Origin of the sequence: Photorhabdus noenieputensis (assembly GCF_018448935.1) — a bacterium.
GTDB lineage: Bacteria > Pseudomonadota > Gammaproteobacteria > Enterobacterales > Enterobacteriaceae > Photorhabdus > Photorhabdus noenieputensis.
On sequence record NZ_RCWC01000012.1, the window covers coordinates 91,682 to 108,502 of the forward strand.

A 16,821-nucleotide genomic window follows, 5' to 3' on the forward strand; every position below is an offset into this window, starting at 1 on the left:
TAAAACGCATATGTATAAAATGCAATATTTTATCGCATTATGCAATCATTGATTACGATTTCAATATGTCTATTCCCGTGATACAAAAGGCGACCTCTCAAAATCCCCTGCTCAACGCAATAAAACACGGCAAGGCCAATTTTATTCTCACTCTCAATAAAACTGGCCTCATTGAATTGTCGATATCGCCTAAATTTCGGACTTATGATTCAGAAAAATCGATTTATCCCCCCTTTTTGGGGATTAAATGCCTGAAATCCAGCTCGATTAAGGTACAAAAAACCAGGCAATACGCAGCCTTGAAACTTTCTTTAATGAGTAGATGCAATAAATTAAGTTTGAAAATACGTGATCCCAGTTTTATCTTTTTTAGCCTCCTCCTATCAAAAATTGATTATGATTATAAATGGTTTGTCTGATGCTGGCAGGCTGTTGGTTGATATGTAAAAAATTATTGCCCGGAGGACATATATGAATTTATTGGATGGTTTGCAAAAAAAACTGGACGGTTACTTCTATAAAACAAGCGAAATCAACTACGTAAAAATATTTGATACTCCCAAAATATGGGGGCTTCCTTTTGGAAAAGAGATAATGCCGCAGGCGGTTAAAAGAGCTGCGGAATTTGAAGATGCTATTGTAAGCATTTTGGAAAACATGCGTTATCGCTGTGATATTTCCTCCTTAAATGCCCCGGATGCAGAGTGGAGAAAAGTTATTCTATCAGCTATTGATAGAGCATTTACCAAAAAAATAAATAGGAAGGATAGAACTCAGATAAGGTTCTTATTCGCTCAAACACCGACATCTTTGTTAAACGGTGTGGACTCATACTTTGAAGGCACTCCTGAATATCTGGCATTGAAGGAGGATATTATTAAATTAATTCAAGAAAGGAGAAAGAATTGGGAGTGTATACCTGAAATATGGATTGGTCGGTTTTACAGGATAGTAGACGGACTCAAAGTATCATTACAGAAGAAGGTGCTACCAGAGGAAATATTTCCAGAAGATGACACCAGAATGACATGGAATCATACAAAAATTATCGCAGTTGATGGAATTGAATCATTTGTCGGAGGCCATAATTTAAATATGGATCTCTTTAAAAATTACCCTCCAGTTCATGATGTCTCTGTTAAAGTTATAGGAACGGCATCATTAAGCTCACAATTATTTTTAAATAACATGTGGGTGTCTGATACAGACCTCTTAACTAAAGAATTCTTTAATATAGATGAAAATAGATGGGTTAATGCAAATGGTATTGTAGGAAAGCCGGAAGATCCATTAAAAAAAGAGCACATTACTGAATATATAGACAGAAAAAAAGAAGAATGCCTAAAAAATCCGCCTAAAGACCCAGAATATAAGAAAACAAGCAGGATATTATCCGTAGGTAAATATTGGTCTGGGCCTGATATGCGAACGGATTATAAAAAAGGCTCTGAAATAATGAAAGAGTTTATAATAAAGAATGCAAAGAAAAAAATTCGCATGTCCCAACAGGATCTTGTCAGTGCATGGAAAAAACAATGGCGGGATCATCATGTGTGCCGATGGTTGATCGAAGCATTACTTGCCAACCCCGAGCTGGAAGTTCAAATTGTTGTATCGCCACTTGATGCAGCAGCAGGTGCTGCTGGCGATCAGTATTCTTTTGGTTCTGGAGCCAAAAGAACGTTTGAAATATTTAAATACTATTTGACACATGATGAGCATACCGATGAGAAGCTGGAAGATCCGGATGGAATCAGGCAAGCCGCACTGAAAAGAATAGAGGTTGCCCCTTTTTTCTTTACAGACAAAGTGCCTAAAGATCTTTTGATTGAAGGTAGTACATACAAATGGCCAACTCCGGATGAAAACTCTTATACTGCTACGCTAAAAGAACCGTCTCTTTCTGAAAGACCTCCACAGATAGGCGCTATAGGACGCCCATTCCGGTCCTTAATTAAAGCAAGTGGTCCGGTATATCCCAAAGTTCCCCCTGCTCCTGGGAATCATGCAAAAGTAACAATAATTGACGATGAACTCTACGTGGTGGGTTCTGATAATCTCTATCCGGGTTATCTTTCGGAGTTCAATTATCTTATTGAGGGAGAAGATGCGGTGAAAGCTTTCATAGAATCCTACTGGGAACCGTTGTGGAAATATTCAGGAATACATTCATTTAATTACAAAAATGTTTGATGTACGCAACAAGTCTACTAATATATTCCCGCCAACTACTGGCGGGAATACAACTTGAAAAACATTAAGGAAATGACTTTTCAGAGTAGAAAACCAAATCAAAGCGTTTTTCAGTAATAACCTGGAAGCCGACAGGATATTGAACCGGATATAAACCAGATACTGGCAACCGAATTGCCTGTGAAAGACACCAATTAGATTTTGGCTGTCGCCAAGTACTTTGTCATTTCATCATCGGGTACCATACCACCGCCGGTTGCCCAAACCAAATGCGTAGCCTGTTTCATCTTTTCTGCTGAAAGATTCTTATGGCTCAGGTAATCACAGTTTCCACTCACACGAGCAGGCCCCGCCATCCCAGCTAATGCCGAAGGCTCTAACCGGATACCCTCATCACGATTCAGTAACCCCAACAGATTATACATTTCCTGATCTTGAATAGTATAAAACCCATCCAGCAAACGTTCCATCGCACGGCCAACAAAGCCAGAAGCCCTGCCTACCGCAAGACCATCAGCAGCAGTGATATTGTCGATACCGATGTCCTGTACACAAATATTGTCATGCAAACCAGTATATACCCCCAACAACATACTGGGAGAATGGGTCGGTTCAGCAAAAATGCAGTGCACATGATCACCAAAAGCCAATTTCAGTCCAAATGCAACACCACCGGGACCACCACCAACGCCGCACGGTAAATAAACGAATAATGGATGATCTTCATCAACCACAATATTCATCTGCTCAAACTGCGCCTTTACCCGTCCACCTGCGACAGAATATCCCAAAAACAACGTTTGGGAGTTTTCATCGTCAATAAAGAAACAGTTCGGATCAGATTCCGCTGCTTTACGCCCTCTGGCTACGGCTACCCCATAATCCATTTCATGTTCCACGACATTGACCCCATGCGAACGTAGCTTTTGCTTCTTCCATTCACGAGCATCGGCAGACATATGCACACTGACATTAAAACCCAGTTTTGCACTGACAATACCAATGGATAGGCCCAAATTGCCGGTAGAACCTACAGCAATACTGTATTGATTAAAGAACCGTCTTAATTCTTCCGAAAACAGTTTGCTGTAATCATCGTTTTCAGAAAGCAACCCCGCCTGTAATGCCAATTTTTCCGCGTGGGTTAACACTTCATAAATTCCACCACGGGCTTTAATCGAACCTGAAATTGGCAAATGGCTATCTTTTTTAAGCAAAATTCTCCCTGTGATACTCACACCATAATGTTGTTCTAGTGCTTTCTGCATCGTAGGAATAACCACTATTTCTGATTCAATAATACCATGTGTGACGGCTGTTTCTGGGAAAGCTTTACATAAATAAGGCGCAAAACGATTCAGGCGTGCTTCAGCATCCCCAATATCATCAGCGCCCAAACCAACAAAAGGCAATCCCTCTTTAAAGGTGGTGTTACAAGGGTTAAACCAAAAGATTTCCTCTAATTCCATTAAATTTTTTACTAACGGATGTTCATTTAGTAATTGTTGAATTTCAGTACTTTTCATGTATGTGTTAACCCAAGATAAGTGTTTCCCTGGTATATACCCGTCATCTTTCAAGTTGCCTCTTTGTTGGCCGCACTCGCTCACCCCGGTCACATAGTTTGCTATGCTCCCGGGGATTCACTCCCTTGCCGCCGCGATACATCTTGAAATCTATAGGATATGTAAAACAAACCTTACTTGCTTGATTATTATAATTTTTATTATATTCAACATGTTATGTTTACTACAACTTCCTACAATATATCAGCACATCATACTTTGTTTATTTTTTATCTTCCCCTTATTTTCATCATTTCGTTAATGTTTATTTTGTTTATTATTTTAGCTATAAAAGCTGCCTGTTTTACAGGCTTCCCTGGTATTGACACTTCGCACGTCTTATTCTTATTTTTCAAGCTGAGCTGTTACTTCTTTCCATTACACAATGGTAGAAAGAAGAAACGTCCCAATCAACGCAACCACAGACGCAAAAAATGTCGCGGTTGTGTAGTACTTAAAAGTTTCACTGAGCGTTGCTCCGCAATATTGCTTAACCAACCAAAACAGTGAATCAGTCACAATAGTACAGCCGATAGCACCAGAACCAATGGCTAATACAATGATTTCAGGGCTAATATCTGGATATAACGGCAACATAGGCGAAACAATCGCTGTCGCACCCATCATTGCGACTGTTGCTGAACCAACCGCCGCGTGCAAAATAATGGCAACCAACCACGACAAAAGAATTGGGTGCATATCCAGACGCGACAAAGTAACGGCCAACATATCACTAAGGCCACTTACTTTTAAAATACTATTAAATGCTCCACCCGCACCGATAATCAATAAGATATTGGCGATAGAGGAGAAACAATCTTCTGTTTTCGTCAACAGCGTATTCATTCCTATATTTTGCTTGATGCCCAAGGTGTAATAGGCAACAAAAGCGGCAATGAACATGGCTGTAACAGGATTACCAATAAATTCCAATACCGTATAAAACGTAGTGCCTTTTTCTATATTTAATTCAGCAACCGTTTTAATCAACATTAACCCAATTGGCAATAACACCGTAAACAATGTCATGCCTAAAGAGGGTAAATTCTCTTCTTTACAAACTGCAATTTCAGAAAATTCAGCCGGAACCGATTTAAAAGGCAGACGACCACCGAGAAGCTTCTGAAATAATGGGCCACCCACCAAAGCTGCAAATAGGCCAACTATCAGCCCATACACAATCACTGAACCAATATCCGCACCCAGTTTATTTGTCACAAATAATGCCGCCGGGTGTGGAGGAATAATACAGTGAACCGCCATCAATGCTGTACATAATGGGATCGCTAATTTCAGCAGCGACGTATTGGTTTTCCTGGCAACAGAAAATGCCAGTGGAATTAACAATACTACCCCTACCTCAACAAACAGCGTAATACCACAAACCAAACCAATCAGTACCATAATGATGTCAGGCGACAACCATCGGCATTTTTGCAATGTGATACCAATACGCTCTGCCGCGCCGGATATCTCCATCATCTTACCAAGAATGGTTCCCAGGCCAATCACTACGGCCAAAAAACCTAACGTATCTCCGACTCCCCCTTGAATGGCGCTCACCATTTCAACAGGGTTCATTCCCATTAAGACACCGACATAAAAACTGGCTAACAATAACGCGAGAAAAGGGTGAATTTTTAATTTAATTATCGTGAATACGATTAACACAATACTTGTGAGTAACGTACCAATCACCCAAGGTTGTGAATCCACTTAATCATTCCCCACAGTTAGCCTCTGTTCGTCATACGAATTTTCATTATTGAATATGAATATTCAATTTTTGACAAATGATTAATACATAGCCATGCATGAATCAGATTGAGCCAATTCAGTGATACCGATCAAAATTTTCACTTTATTTGCGATTTAAATCACTAAAACTATCTGAAACACACCGCCTTAATGATACGGTTATATTATCCGTCGTCGATGAACTAGAAACACTATAAATATGTACACAGATGATAATTTCATGGTTGTAAATAAATTACTCAATGGAAGCCAGTTATCAAAGCTGCATACATTTGAGATAGCCGCTCGCCACTGCTCTTTTGTTCTGGCCGCTGACGAATTAGCTATCAGTGCCAGCGCAGTCAGCCATCGAATCAGTTCTCTGGAACAAGAGTTGGGATTCAAACTCTTCCAACGTTTTCACAGAAAAATTGAATTAACTTGTGAAGGAAAGCGTTTATTTTGGACAATTAAATCGACGCTGGAACACCTAAATCAGGAAATTCTGGAAATAAAAAATCAGGAGTTATCGGGTAATCTGACTATTTACTCCCGCCCGACCTTTACCCAATGTTGGCTAGTGCCTAAATTGGCTGATTTTAATCAGCTATATCCATCCATTAACCTGAACATCTTAGTCGGTAACGAAAATGTGAATTTCCGCGGTTATGGTATCGATCTTGCGATTTACTTTGATGATATTATATCCAACGAGTTATCACATCAATACCTGATGAGTGAATATATTACCCCAGTCTGTAGCCCACAATATGCCGAAAAGCATAACCTAATGGGAAATATAGATAATCTACAATACTGCACACTATTACATGATAAACAAGCATGGAGCTATGATTCCGATACCAAAGAGTGGAATACTTGGGCAGAGCACTTTAACATTACACTGGAGCCATCACACAAGTGTATTGTCTTTGATCGTTCCGATTTAGCTGCCGTTGCCGCAATACACCATGCGGGTGTTGCAATGGGCAGAAAAAATATGATTTGGGAAAAAATTGAAAACAATGAATTAGTCGCTCCCTTTCCTAACACTGAAGTATTATGTAAACAATATTACTATACCTGTACCCTGCCTCAACAACAGAATGAAAAAGTCAACGCCTTTGTCCAATGGTTAAAATCAACTATAGACGAATAAAAATATAGCCAACCATTAACGGATATAACAAATCTGCCCTGTATTAAGTGGCGATAATGAATTTTAAGTGGCGATAGTGAGTCGCCACAGAAGTTTAATACCAGATTCTACCGTACGTTCAATCCCATTATTTATTGACTCTAGCAAAATATTGCCGACCACGAGCTAAAATACCGTTTTGCTTTTAGTAAATAACGATTTTAATATTATTTTGTTTTTGACCATATCAAGCTAATGATCCTTGGCAAGCCCATATGCTCAAAACCATTAAATTATACTTTTCACAAGAAAACTAATATAGTGCTAATTTTCACCTGATTTATATGATGAATTTAGCAAATAAGAGGTTTATATGAAAAAATTAATCATTCTATTAGTAGCAGTTATTTCATTTAGCACTACTGCTAAAAATCAAGTCGATGTCTCAAAGATCTTTGGAAAGATTAAAATAGTTGAATCATTTCCTGACTATAAAGTCAAGGTTGTTGATAATTCTCCCGATTTAAAAGTCAAAATTGTTAATAATTCCCCTAACTCCCCCGGAAAATGGAGATTTGTTAATTCATTTCCTGATTACAAGATTCAGTTTGTAGAATCATTCCCCGATTTCACAATCAGATTCGTTGATGCATTCCCTGGCCCAGCTAAGTAAGGCGTAGAATCAGTATCACACAGAATGATAAAGGCTGAACTTCATCTTCTACAACAGTCCAGCCTTATTAAATTAATCTTAATCCCTTGGTAATGAATAAGTATTTCAACTACAGAGATAATATCTATCGACTGCAATAGCCATTTATTATTTTCACATTTTTGCTGGAATTTTATTATCACTGTTTCTATCCTTAAAAAATCAGTAATAATGTAATGATTTGAAAATAACATCTAAACTTAATCAAAAAATATATACTAACGGTGTAAGTTATGATATTCATCACAACTGCTAGTAAGCAAATCGTTTAAATGAGTTATATACCCTATGGAGACGGGTATAAAGTCGTTTATTTCAGAAGTATGAAGTATATAGAGTGTAATGAAATGCAAAAATTGTTATTAAGCTGTGGAGTTATCTTTTCTGTATCTGCGATAACTTTCCCTGTCCAAGCTGAACAGAATACAGCTTCGATCGGATACGCCTACGTGAAACCACAAGATGCAAGTGCACTAAATGGTGCAACATTGAGTTATCGATATGAACTTGATGATCAATGGGGGCTATTATCATCATTTACCTTTGCTAAAGGCGATGAAAAAGAGAGAACAGAGAATTACCACTCAAAAGATGATATTAAGTATTATTCCCTAATGGCGGGCCCAACCTATAGGATTAATGATTATGTTAGCTTATATGGTCAACTGGGATTATCTAGGATTAACGCAAAATCCTCCACTCACTATCGCCCTTCAACCGATTACCGTACCGGATATATCGAAAAGGAATCAGTAAGCAAAAACACTTTAGGTTGGGGAGCGGGCTTTATTATCAACCCAACAACCAATACCTCAATTACCGCTGGTTATGAAGGTAGCCGTTTTAGTATTAAAGACGGAAACGAGAAAGATCACTTATCTACTAACGGTTTTAATATAACTGTCGGCTATCGTTTCTAACTTAATCAATGAGCAGTGTATTATCACCAAGGTTAAATATTATAACCTTGGTGGTTTTCAAAAATATTTAATATAAATAATTACTTATAATAAAAAACAGGTAAACATCTAAGATTAAAAATAATCGATTTAATTCTGGCGTTATGAGCCACAAACAATAAAAATAATAATTTAGAGAAAACAAACAATAACTTTATAGATGTTTTTGCACTAGTCATTTTAATCAAACTAGAATGCATTATCAGAAAAAATCATAGAAAAAATTGAATAAATGAAAGAAAAATAATTTCCAAGCATTGAATATATATGATTCAAATATATCTTTATTTACAATGTTTTTGATTTTTTATTTCCATCAACAATATAAAAACAGTTAATCTTCTGATCTAATAAAAACATATCATTATTCTTTATCTAAACTAGACTATGGTTGATACAAATGATGATAAATCATCTGTACAATAATTTAATATATTGATTGTAAATCAACATTACTTAAGGAATATATATGAGCCAAAAAAATGATTTTAAAGCATTTTCTATTGATAATAATGCTAATATAGTTAGCCAAGAAAGATATGAAGAAAGCCAAAGTTTGAATACCGGGTTTCAACCAGATAATGTTCCCACACACCTGTTAAATAAAGTATTACGCCAGTCGTCTTCAATATCATCAGTGGTGGCTAATTTTATCGCAACACAATCTAACAATGATATTCTGGATGACGGAAATATAACTAAACTTACTACACAATTACATAAAGCGTTAGAGCAAAAAATCACAACAGTAACGCCAAATGCCTCATTAACCCAAAAAGGCGTTGTCCAGCTTACAAATGTTGTAGGTAATGATGATACATTAGCTATTACGCAAAAATTTGCTCAGAATATCATAAATTCATTGAATGAAAATATTAATGGTAAAATACCCAATACTCGTAAAGTCAATGGGAAGGTGTTATCCAGCGATATCAACCTAACTGCCGGGGATATAGGAAGTTACGATAAATCTGAATCAGACGGGAAATACCAACCGCGTGGTAATTATCAGCCAATAGGACAATCGTATACTAAAGCTGAGTCTGATTCCCGCTATGCCAGTAAAAATACCGCTTCTTTAATAGCTACAAATGGTTGGTGGAAGTGTGGTGATACTGGGATAATTTATCAATGGGGAAAATCTCCTGAAGAAATTAATGAAACATCTAATACTTATTATTTCCCTATTGCATTTCCCTCTACTTGTGCTATCGGAGTAGCAACACCCGATCATCATAAGATAGAAGCTGGTGTCATTTCCGCATATTTTAAAATTATTGACAATGCGAGATTTAAATTAACCCTTGATCAAGCTTCAAATGATCAACCAGCCAGAGTTTTTTGGTTTGCTATTGGATGGTAAGGAAAACATGACTTTGCAGGATTGGAAAAAATACTAAGTCATGATAAATAGGATTGATAATTCAAAAGTACCAGAAAGTGATTGACCAACGCTACCATTATAATCACCAAAAAAGGTCGGGGACAGGATAATACCCGGCCTTAATAATTTTATCTATTTGCACTAGATCAAACCTGCATTGAAAGTTACCGGTTATTTATACAGACTTCAAGTGCTATTACCTATACCAGTCATCTTTCAAGTTGCCTCTTTGTTGGCTGCACTCGCTCACCCCAGTCACATAATTATCTATGCTCCCGGGGATTCACTCCCTTGCCGTCGCGATGCATCTTGAAATCCATAGGGTATATACGACAAGAAATAACCACTGCAAAAGAAATTCAGAAGATATGTGTATTTATCACCAAGTCATTTTAAGAAAATACAGAGAATATCAAATCAGACTTGGTATGATTATGACACTAATAAGTCACATAGAAAAATAAGTTGTCAGTGAAATATTTACAACTCATTAATTTGATTGGTGGGTTGTCGGGGGCTCGAACCCCGGACCAATTGATTAAGAGTCAACTGCTCTGCCGACTGAGCTAACAACCCAATGTGGGTAATTATTCCTCGATACAAAGCTGTCGTCAATATATTATAGCTATTTTTTTCTAACCGAATAATTCATACTCAATTCCAACAGCATTAACAAGTTAAATTGTAACCAATTTGTTTTTAAAGTGAGATCAGGCTGTTATTACTATAGTAATCTGTGTCACAATATTTTTCGCAAACATCATCATATATAAGGCCACTTAAAGAGCCGTAACAATTTACCTAAGAAAATATTGGATACTATATACTATGGCAGAAAATATACACACTTCACTTTCCGCTGAAACCGGGGAAACGCAGTTGCAACGTAATCTAAGCAACCGACATATACAACTTATCGCTATCGGCGGTGCCATCGGCACGGGGCTGTTTATGGGATCAGGGAAAACAATCTCTCTCGCTGGGCCATCAATCATATTCGTTTATATGATTATCGGTTTCATGCTGTTCTTCGTGATGCGCGCAATGGGTGAACTATTGCTTTCGAACCTGAATTATAAATCATTCAGTGATTTCTCCGCTGATTTGCTCGGGCCTTGGGCCGGTTTTTTCGTCGGCTGGACTTACTGGTTCTGTTGGGTTATTACCGGTATCGCCGATGTAGTTGCCATCACTTCTTATATCAGCTATTGGCAACCGGATTTTCCACAATGGCTCACTTCTCTGCTCTGTGTTTCACTATTGCTTTCCCTTAATTTGGCTACAGTGAAATTATTCGGGGAAATGGAATTCTGGTTCGCCATGATAAAGATCGTTGCCATTATCGCTTTAATCGCAACAGGTGCTGTTCTAATTGGCATGCATTTTCAATCTCCAGCCGGTCATACCGCTTCACTGGCAAATATATGGAATGATGGTGGATTCTTCCCCAAAGGGTTAAGCGGATTTTTTGCCGGATTTCAGATAGCCATATTCGCCTTTGTAGGTATTGAATTAGTGGGTACTGCTGCCGCAGAAACTAAAGATCCAATGAAATCACTCCCCAGAGCCATTAATGCCATCCCGATTCGTATTATCACCTTCTACGTTCTGGCGCTGATGATTATTATGTCAGTCACTCCGTGGCGTTCAATCATTGCAGACAAAAGTCCTTTTGTTGAGCTGTTTGTTCTCATCGGTTTACCCGCTGCTGCCAGTATCGTGAACTTTGTGGTATTAACCTCTGCCGCCTCCTCAGCGAACAGTGGTGTTTTCTCCACCAGCCGCATGCTATTTGGATTAGCGAAAGAAGGCGATGCGCCACAGCAATTCAGCCGCCTTTCACGCCGTTCTGTACCTGCATCGGGGTTAATTTTCACCTGTTTATGTTTATCCTGTGGTGTAGTGCTGATTTATTTAATTCCTGATGTTATGCATGTGTTTACCTTAGTAACTACCGTTTCAGCTATTCTGTTTATGTTTATCTGGAGTATGATCCTATGCTCATATCTGGTTTACCGGAAACGTCGCCCAGCATTGCATAAGGCTTCAACCTATAAAATGCCATTGGGTATTATCATGTCATGGATCTGTCTGGCATTTTTTGCATTTGTTCTGATACTACTCACTTTACGAGATGATACCCGTCAGGCATTAATCATCACGCCTGTTTGGTTTCTGATCTTAATTATCGGTTTTCAAATTGTAAAAAAACGTAGAACACGTTTATACAGCTAACTTATTCAAATCCTTAATATCTATATGACCTGTTGGAATAATACTCCACAGGTCTTTTTTATTGCTGCAAGCTGAAAAATTACCACTACACTTAACTCTATCGGTTGAGAAAGTATTGCTTATAAAAAAATGACTTTCTGTGGACGATGAACCGTCAACTTTAATCTCCATAAACATTATCATTATATAATCATTTAAACCCATTCAGTCACGCAAAAAACGTCGTATCATTATATTATCAATATACATGTTAAAAGAGTAACCAAGTGGATAATTCATTTTTTAATATTAACACAAAAACATCACTATTTAATAAGACCTTAACTTAAATCACATAAATATAGTCATTTTCGATCTAACATCCTGCAAATAAATGATATCGGTAACATCAAAATAAGAGGGCATATCATGAAGGCATTAGTATTAGAAAAAGCAGGTCAGATTTCAATTCAAGACTGGGAAACCTCCGAAATATTGGGTGAAAATGATGTTGAAATAAAAATTCATTCAGTAGGGATTTGCGGCAGCGATGTGCATTATTACCAATACGGACGTATTGGGCCATTTATTGTCGAAAAGCCGATGATCCTCGGGCACGAAGCATCAGGTGTAATCACCGCAGTAGGTAAAAATGTGACTCACTTAAAAATCGGCGATCGGGTCTGTATGGAACCTGGCATTCCTAATCTGCAATCACCACAATCGCGGGCAGGTATTTATAACTTAGATCCAGAAATCCGTTTCTGGGCGACGCCCCCTATTGATGGTTGCTTACGTGAAAGAGTTATTCACCCGGCAGCATTTACGTTCAAATTACCTGATAATGTCAGTTTTGCCGAAGGTGCGATGGTTGAACCATTATCTATCGGTATGCAAGCAGCCACAAAAGCAGAAATTAAACTTGGAGATATCGCATTAGTTGTTGGTGCTGGTACGATCGGAATTGTTACCGCACTTGCAGCATTAGCCGGTGGCTGTTCTGATGTCATTATTTGTGATGTGTTCGATGAAAAACTAGAAATTGCAAAACAGTATCCAGGTCTTCACCCTGTTAATAGCAAAGTACTTGCTGAGAAAGTGAATACCTTAACCGATGGTAATGGCGTTAATATTCTCTTTGAATGTAGTGGCGCAAAACCCGTCATTGCTACTATTTCAGAGCACATTGCACCGGGAGGAATAGCTGTTCTGGTCGGTATGCCTATCGATCCGGCACCATTTGATGTTGTCTCTGCTCAAGCTAAAGAGATCACATTCAAAACTATTTTCCGCTACGCGAATATGTACCCTCGTACTATCCGTTTACTTAGCTCTGGCAAGCTCAAGGTAACTCCCCTATTATCCGCAACCTATAAATTTAAAGACAGCGTTCAGGCGTATGAACGAGCCGCGGAGGGTCGCCCGACAGATATTAAAATTATGTTGGAAATGGAGTAACACATGGCGCTCTATGCTGGTATCGATTGCGGTACACAAAGTACTAAAGTCATTATTGTCGATAGCCAAAAAACGCATATTTTGGGTGAAAGCAGCTCGCCTCACCCAATAATTAGCGATTCAAACGGCCGTCGTGAACAACAAGCTCACTGGTGGACAGAGGCATTGGAAAGTGCCTTTTCTCAAGCGATCGAGCAAGCAGGAATTTCTGGTACAGAAATTGCCGCCCTTGCCGTCTCAGGTCAACAGCATGGTTTTGTTCCTCTGGATGCAGAAGGTCATGTTTTAGCACCGGTAAAACTCTGGTGTGACACTGAAACTGCGGTCGAAAATCAGGAAATTATTGATGCACTCGGTGGTACCCAAGCCGCTTTAGCACAACTCGGATTAATGCCGCAGACAGGTTATACCGCATCTAAAATTCTTTGGTTCAAAAAATACCATCCTGAATTATGGGAAAAACTGAATGCCGTTTTATTGCCTCATGATTATCTCAATTATTGGCTAACAGGCAGATTAGTTGCCGAATATGGTGATGCTTCAGGAACCGGATTACTGAATATTCGTAAACGCGAATGGGATAACCAAATTGCCCAATTAATTGATCCGAATGGCCGTCTTTGGCATGCACTGCCTGAATTGGTTTCCGCTGAGACCTGTATTGGTACAGTAAAGCCTGAAATAGCAAGAAGATTAGGGCTTTCACCGACAACCAAAGTTGCGTCTGGCGGGGGCGATAATATGATGGCTGCAATTGGAACGGGCAATATCATTCCGGGCATCACGACCATGAGTTTAGGCACCTCTGGCACCCTATTCACTTACTCTGACAAACCGATTGTCGCTGACTCTGAAATGATCGCGGGTTTCTGTTCCTCTAATAATGGATGGCTACCATTGATCTGCACGATGAATGTGACTTCAACCACCACCACCATTCAAAAGCTGTTTAATATGGATATTCAGACTTTTAATGACACATTGAACCAGAACAAACCCGGCGCTAATGGTTTGATGATGCTACCGTTTTTTAATGGTGAACGTGTTCCGCCACTCCCCCACGCCAAAGCGAGTCTCCATAACCTGGATACTAGCAATATGAATCAACAAAATTTCATTTTGGCTGCGGTTGAAAGCGCTACGTACGGGCTACGTTTTGGTATTGAATTATTTCGCAAGCAAGGGATTGAAATTAATGAGATCCGTTTGACCGGCGGCGGCGCTCGTAGCAAAAAATGGCGACAAATTGTAGCTGACGTCATGAATACTCCTGTTATCTGTGTCACCAATCAAGAAGCTGCCGCCCTGGGTGCTGCTATTCAAGCTATGTGGTGTGATTCCTTGACAGAAGAGAAAGATAAACAAGCGCAGCTCGTCCACCTTTGCCAACATTTTGTTCATCTTGATGAAGAAACCCGCACCGTTCCAACTCCCGAAACAGCCGCATTATATGACCTGCTTTATCAAGATTATTTATCTCTGTTGACTGCTGAATATCCAGAGGTGAAAGTATGAAACATTGACCACCGATAATTCTCCTAGTGAATGACTCAAAGTCACTGGTATCCAAAAAAAACAAACCTCGCTATTTTAAACGAGGTTTGTTAGCGGTCTGGTGAAAGCATTCCGCCTTCACGCTCTCTTACCTTTCTTTCAATTTACCTTATTTCAATTCATTTAGTCTTGTATTGCGCCTCAGCACCAACAAAACGCTGTTGCGCTGCACTGCTCGGCGCTTTACCCAACAGACTCACAACCACGATCGCAATAGAAGCTAAGACAAAGCCAGGAATAATTTCATACAACGCAAACCATTGGTACTTCATCCACACCAATACCGTGACGGCCCCTACCAACATTCCCGCTAATGCGCCGTTACGTGTCATACGTTTCCAGATAACAGAAATCAGTACGACCGGGCCGAACGCAGCACCAAATCCTGCCCATGCATTACTTACCAGAGCCAGTACTTTATTATCCGGATTAGTTGCTATCACCATCGCGATGACCGCCACCAGCAACACCATGAAACGCCCTACCCACACCAACTCTTTCTGGCTGGCAGATTTACGGATAAAGGGTTTGTAAAGATCTTCCGTCAAAGCACTTGCACACACCAGCAACTGACAGCTTAAGGTACTCATCACCGCGGCCAGAATAGCGGATAGTAAAATGCCTGCTACCCACGGATTAAACAGAATAACAGCCAATTCCATAAAGATACGCTCACGGTTGGCTGTAACCGGGCCAGACAGTTCAGGATGCATTTCAAAATAAGCAATACCGAAGAAACCGACAGCAATAGTGCCTGCCAAACATAACACCATCCAAGTCATACTGATACGACGAGCCTTACGGATAGTATGATGGGAATCTGCCGCCATAAAACGTGCCAGAATATGCGGCTGACCAAAATAACCCAACCCCCAACCTAACAACGAGATAATGGCAATAAAGTTCAACCCTTTAAACATGTCCATATAAGCTGGGCTTTTTGCTGCTATCAGAGCCAGAGAGGTATCAATGCCACCCACAGAGAAAATAACGATAACCGGTGTCAAGATAAGCGCAAAGATCATTAATGAAGCCTGAACCGTATCGGTCCAACTGACCGCCAAAAAGCCGCCAAGGAAAGTATAAGCAATCGTTGCCGCGGCACCGAGCCACATGGCTTTCTGATAACTGATACCGAACGTACTTTCAAATAACAATCCTCCGGCAACCACGCCAGAGGCACAATAGATAGTAAAGAAGATCAAAATCACCAACGCAGAAATAATACGTAGGATTTTACTGCTATCGTCAAAACGACTGGTGAAATAATCCGGCAATGTTAGCGCATTATTATTAACTTCGGTCTGGATTCGTAACCTGCCGGCCACCAATTTCCAGTTCAGGTAAGCGCCTAAAGCAAGACCAATGGCTATCCAGCTTTCTGAAATCCCCGCAAAATAGACTACGCCAGGTAAGCCCATTAATAACCAACCACTCATATCCGAAGCACCGGCAGACAAAGCCGTTACCACGCTGCCTAATCGCCTTCCTCCCAAGATATAGTCATCAAAATTCTTGGTTGAGCGATAAGCCAAAAAGCCTATCAACAACATACCAGTAATGTAGACAATAAAGGTGATTAGCATTGGTGTATTTACTGTCATGCAAGTTCTCCATAGTGTTATCTGTGTTTTGCAAATCCGCAGTTCTCCCGGGTACACAGAGTTTTCCCTGTCAGGTTCAGGAACGTTGCACCTGATTGCACCTAAAAATGGTCCATAATTCTAAATTGAAATAATTATTTTTGTAACCAATTAGAAAGTTACAGTGAATCCTAGATTAGCATCAGGTAATTTAACAACTAATTAACGCCATTTTTTACAAGAAACGTCTACTGAATCACATTTATTTGCTTTAAAAATTATACTTTTTAACCATTTCAGGGTTACACCCCTATATTTCGCTAT

Annotated in this window: 11 protein-coding genes and 1 tRNA gene; 8 read left to right on the forward strand and 4 right to left on the reverse strand. The window is 39.4% G+C overall.

Annotation, left to right across the window (positions count from 1 at the left end):
- Nucleotides 1–471: 471 nt before the first annotated feature.
- A complete protein-coding gene (locus EAE91_RS10675; RefSeq protein ID WP_214088485.1) occupies nucleotides 472–2,193 on the forward strand; it encodes a phospholipase D-like domain-containing protein in 1,722 nt (573 codons plus the stop codon).
- A 194-nt stretch (nucleotides 2,194–2,387) separates the two neighbouring features.
- On the opposite strand, the gene EAE91_RS10680 is transcribed toward EAE91_RS10675, so the two are convergent.
- Both EAE91_RS10680 and dsdX read right to left on the reverse strand, forming a co-directional pair.
- Nucleotides 2,388–3,719: a D-serine ammonia-lyase gene (locus EAE91_RS10680; protein WP_214088486.1), complete on the reverse strand. Its 1,332-nt coding sequence runs from the start codon at nucleotides 3,717–3,719 to the stop codon at nucleotides 2,388–2,390.
- Nucleotides 3,720–4,136: 417 nt separating this feature from the next.
- Nucleotides 4,137–5,474: a D-serine transporter DsdX gene (gene dsdX / locus EAE91_RS10685; protein ID WP_214088487.1), complete on the reverse strand. Its 1,338-nt coding sequence runs from the start codon at nucleotides 5,472–5,474 to the stop codon at nucleotides 4,137–4,139.
- A 241-nt stretch (nucleotides 5,475–5,715) separates the two neighbouring features.
- On the opposite strand from dsdX, the gene dsdC reads away from it, so the two are divergent.
- From dsdC to EAE91_RS10705, 4 genes are all read left to right on the forward strand, one after another.
- Nucleotides 5,716–6,654, forward strand: coding sequence for a DNA-binding transcriptional regulator DsdC (dsdC, locus tag EAE91_RS10690; protein WP_214053253.1), 939 nt, complete (start codon nucleotides 5,716–5,718; stop codon nucleotides 6,652–6,654).
- 352 nt (nucleotides 6,655–7,006) lie between these two features.
- Nucleotides 7,007–7,306, forward strand: coding sequence for a 7(1) septoil knot domain-containing protein (locus tag EAE91_RS10695; RefSeq protein ID WP_214088488.1), 300 nt, complete (start codon nucleotides 7,007–7,009; stop codon nucleotides 7,304–7,306).
- Nucleotides 7,307–7,692: 386 nt separating this feature from the next.
- Complete coding sequence (locus EAE91_RS10700; RefSeq protein WP_214088489.1) at nucleotides 7,693–8,265, forward strand: Ail/Lom family outer membrane beta-barrel protein; 573 nt, start codon at nucleotides 7,693–7,695, stop codon at nucleotides 8,263–8,265.
- Between the two features lie 508 nt (nucleotides 8,266–8,773).
- The gene (locus EAE91_RS10705; protein ID WP_214088490.1) at nucleotides 8,774–9,667 is read left to right on the forward strand and encodes a gp53-like domain-containing protein; all 894 of its coding nucleotides are present in this window, start codon (nucleotides 8,774–8,776) and stop codon (nucleotides 9,665–9,667) included.
- A gap of 521 nt (nucleotides 9,668–10,188) precedes the next feature.
- Here EAE91_RS10705 and EAE91_RS10710 read toward each other — a convergent pair.
- Nucleotides 10,189–10,264 (reverse strand) — tRNA-Lys (locus EAE91_RS10710).
- A 252-nt stretch (nucleotides 10,265–10,516) separates the two neighbouring features.
- Between EAE91_RS10710 and cycA the strand changes: the two genes are divergently transcribed.
- From cycA to xylB, 3 genes are all read left to right on the forward strand, one after another.
- Entirely contained in the window at nucleotides 10,517–11,923 is a 1,407-nt protein-coding gene (gene cycA / locus EAE91_RS10715) for a D-serine/D-alanine/glycine transporter (RefSeq protein ID WP_214088491.1), read from the forward strand.
- A 408-nt stretch (nucleotides 11,924–12,331) separates the two neighbouring features.
- Nucleotides 12,332–13,360, forward strand: coding sequence for an NAD(P)-dependent alcohol dehydrogenase (locus EAE91_RS10720; RefSeq protein ID WP_214088492.1), 1,029 nt, complete (start codon nucleotides 12,332–12,334; stop codon nucleotides 13,358–13,360).
- A gap of 3 nt (nucleotides 13,361–13,363) precedes the next feature.
- Nucleotides 13,364–14,875, forward strand: coding sequence for a xylulokinase (gene xylB, locus EAE91_RS10725; protein ID WP_214088493.1), 1,512 nt, complete (start codon nucleotides 13,364–13,366; stop codon nucleotides 14,873–14,875).
- Nucleotides 14,876–15,033: 158 nt separating this feature from the next.
- Here xylB and putP read toward each other — a convergent pair whose 3' ends face one another.
- Complete coding sequence (putP, locus tag EAE91_RS10730) at nucleotides 15,034–16,518, reverse strand: sodium/proline symporter PutP (protein WP_214088494.1); 1,485 nt, start codon at nucleotides 16,516–16,518, stop codon at nucleotides 15,034–15,036.
- Nucleotides 16,519–16,821: the final 303 nt, after the last annotated feature.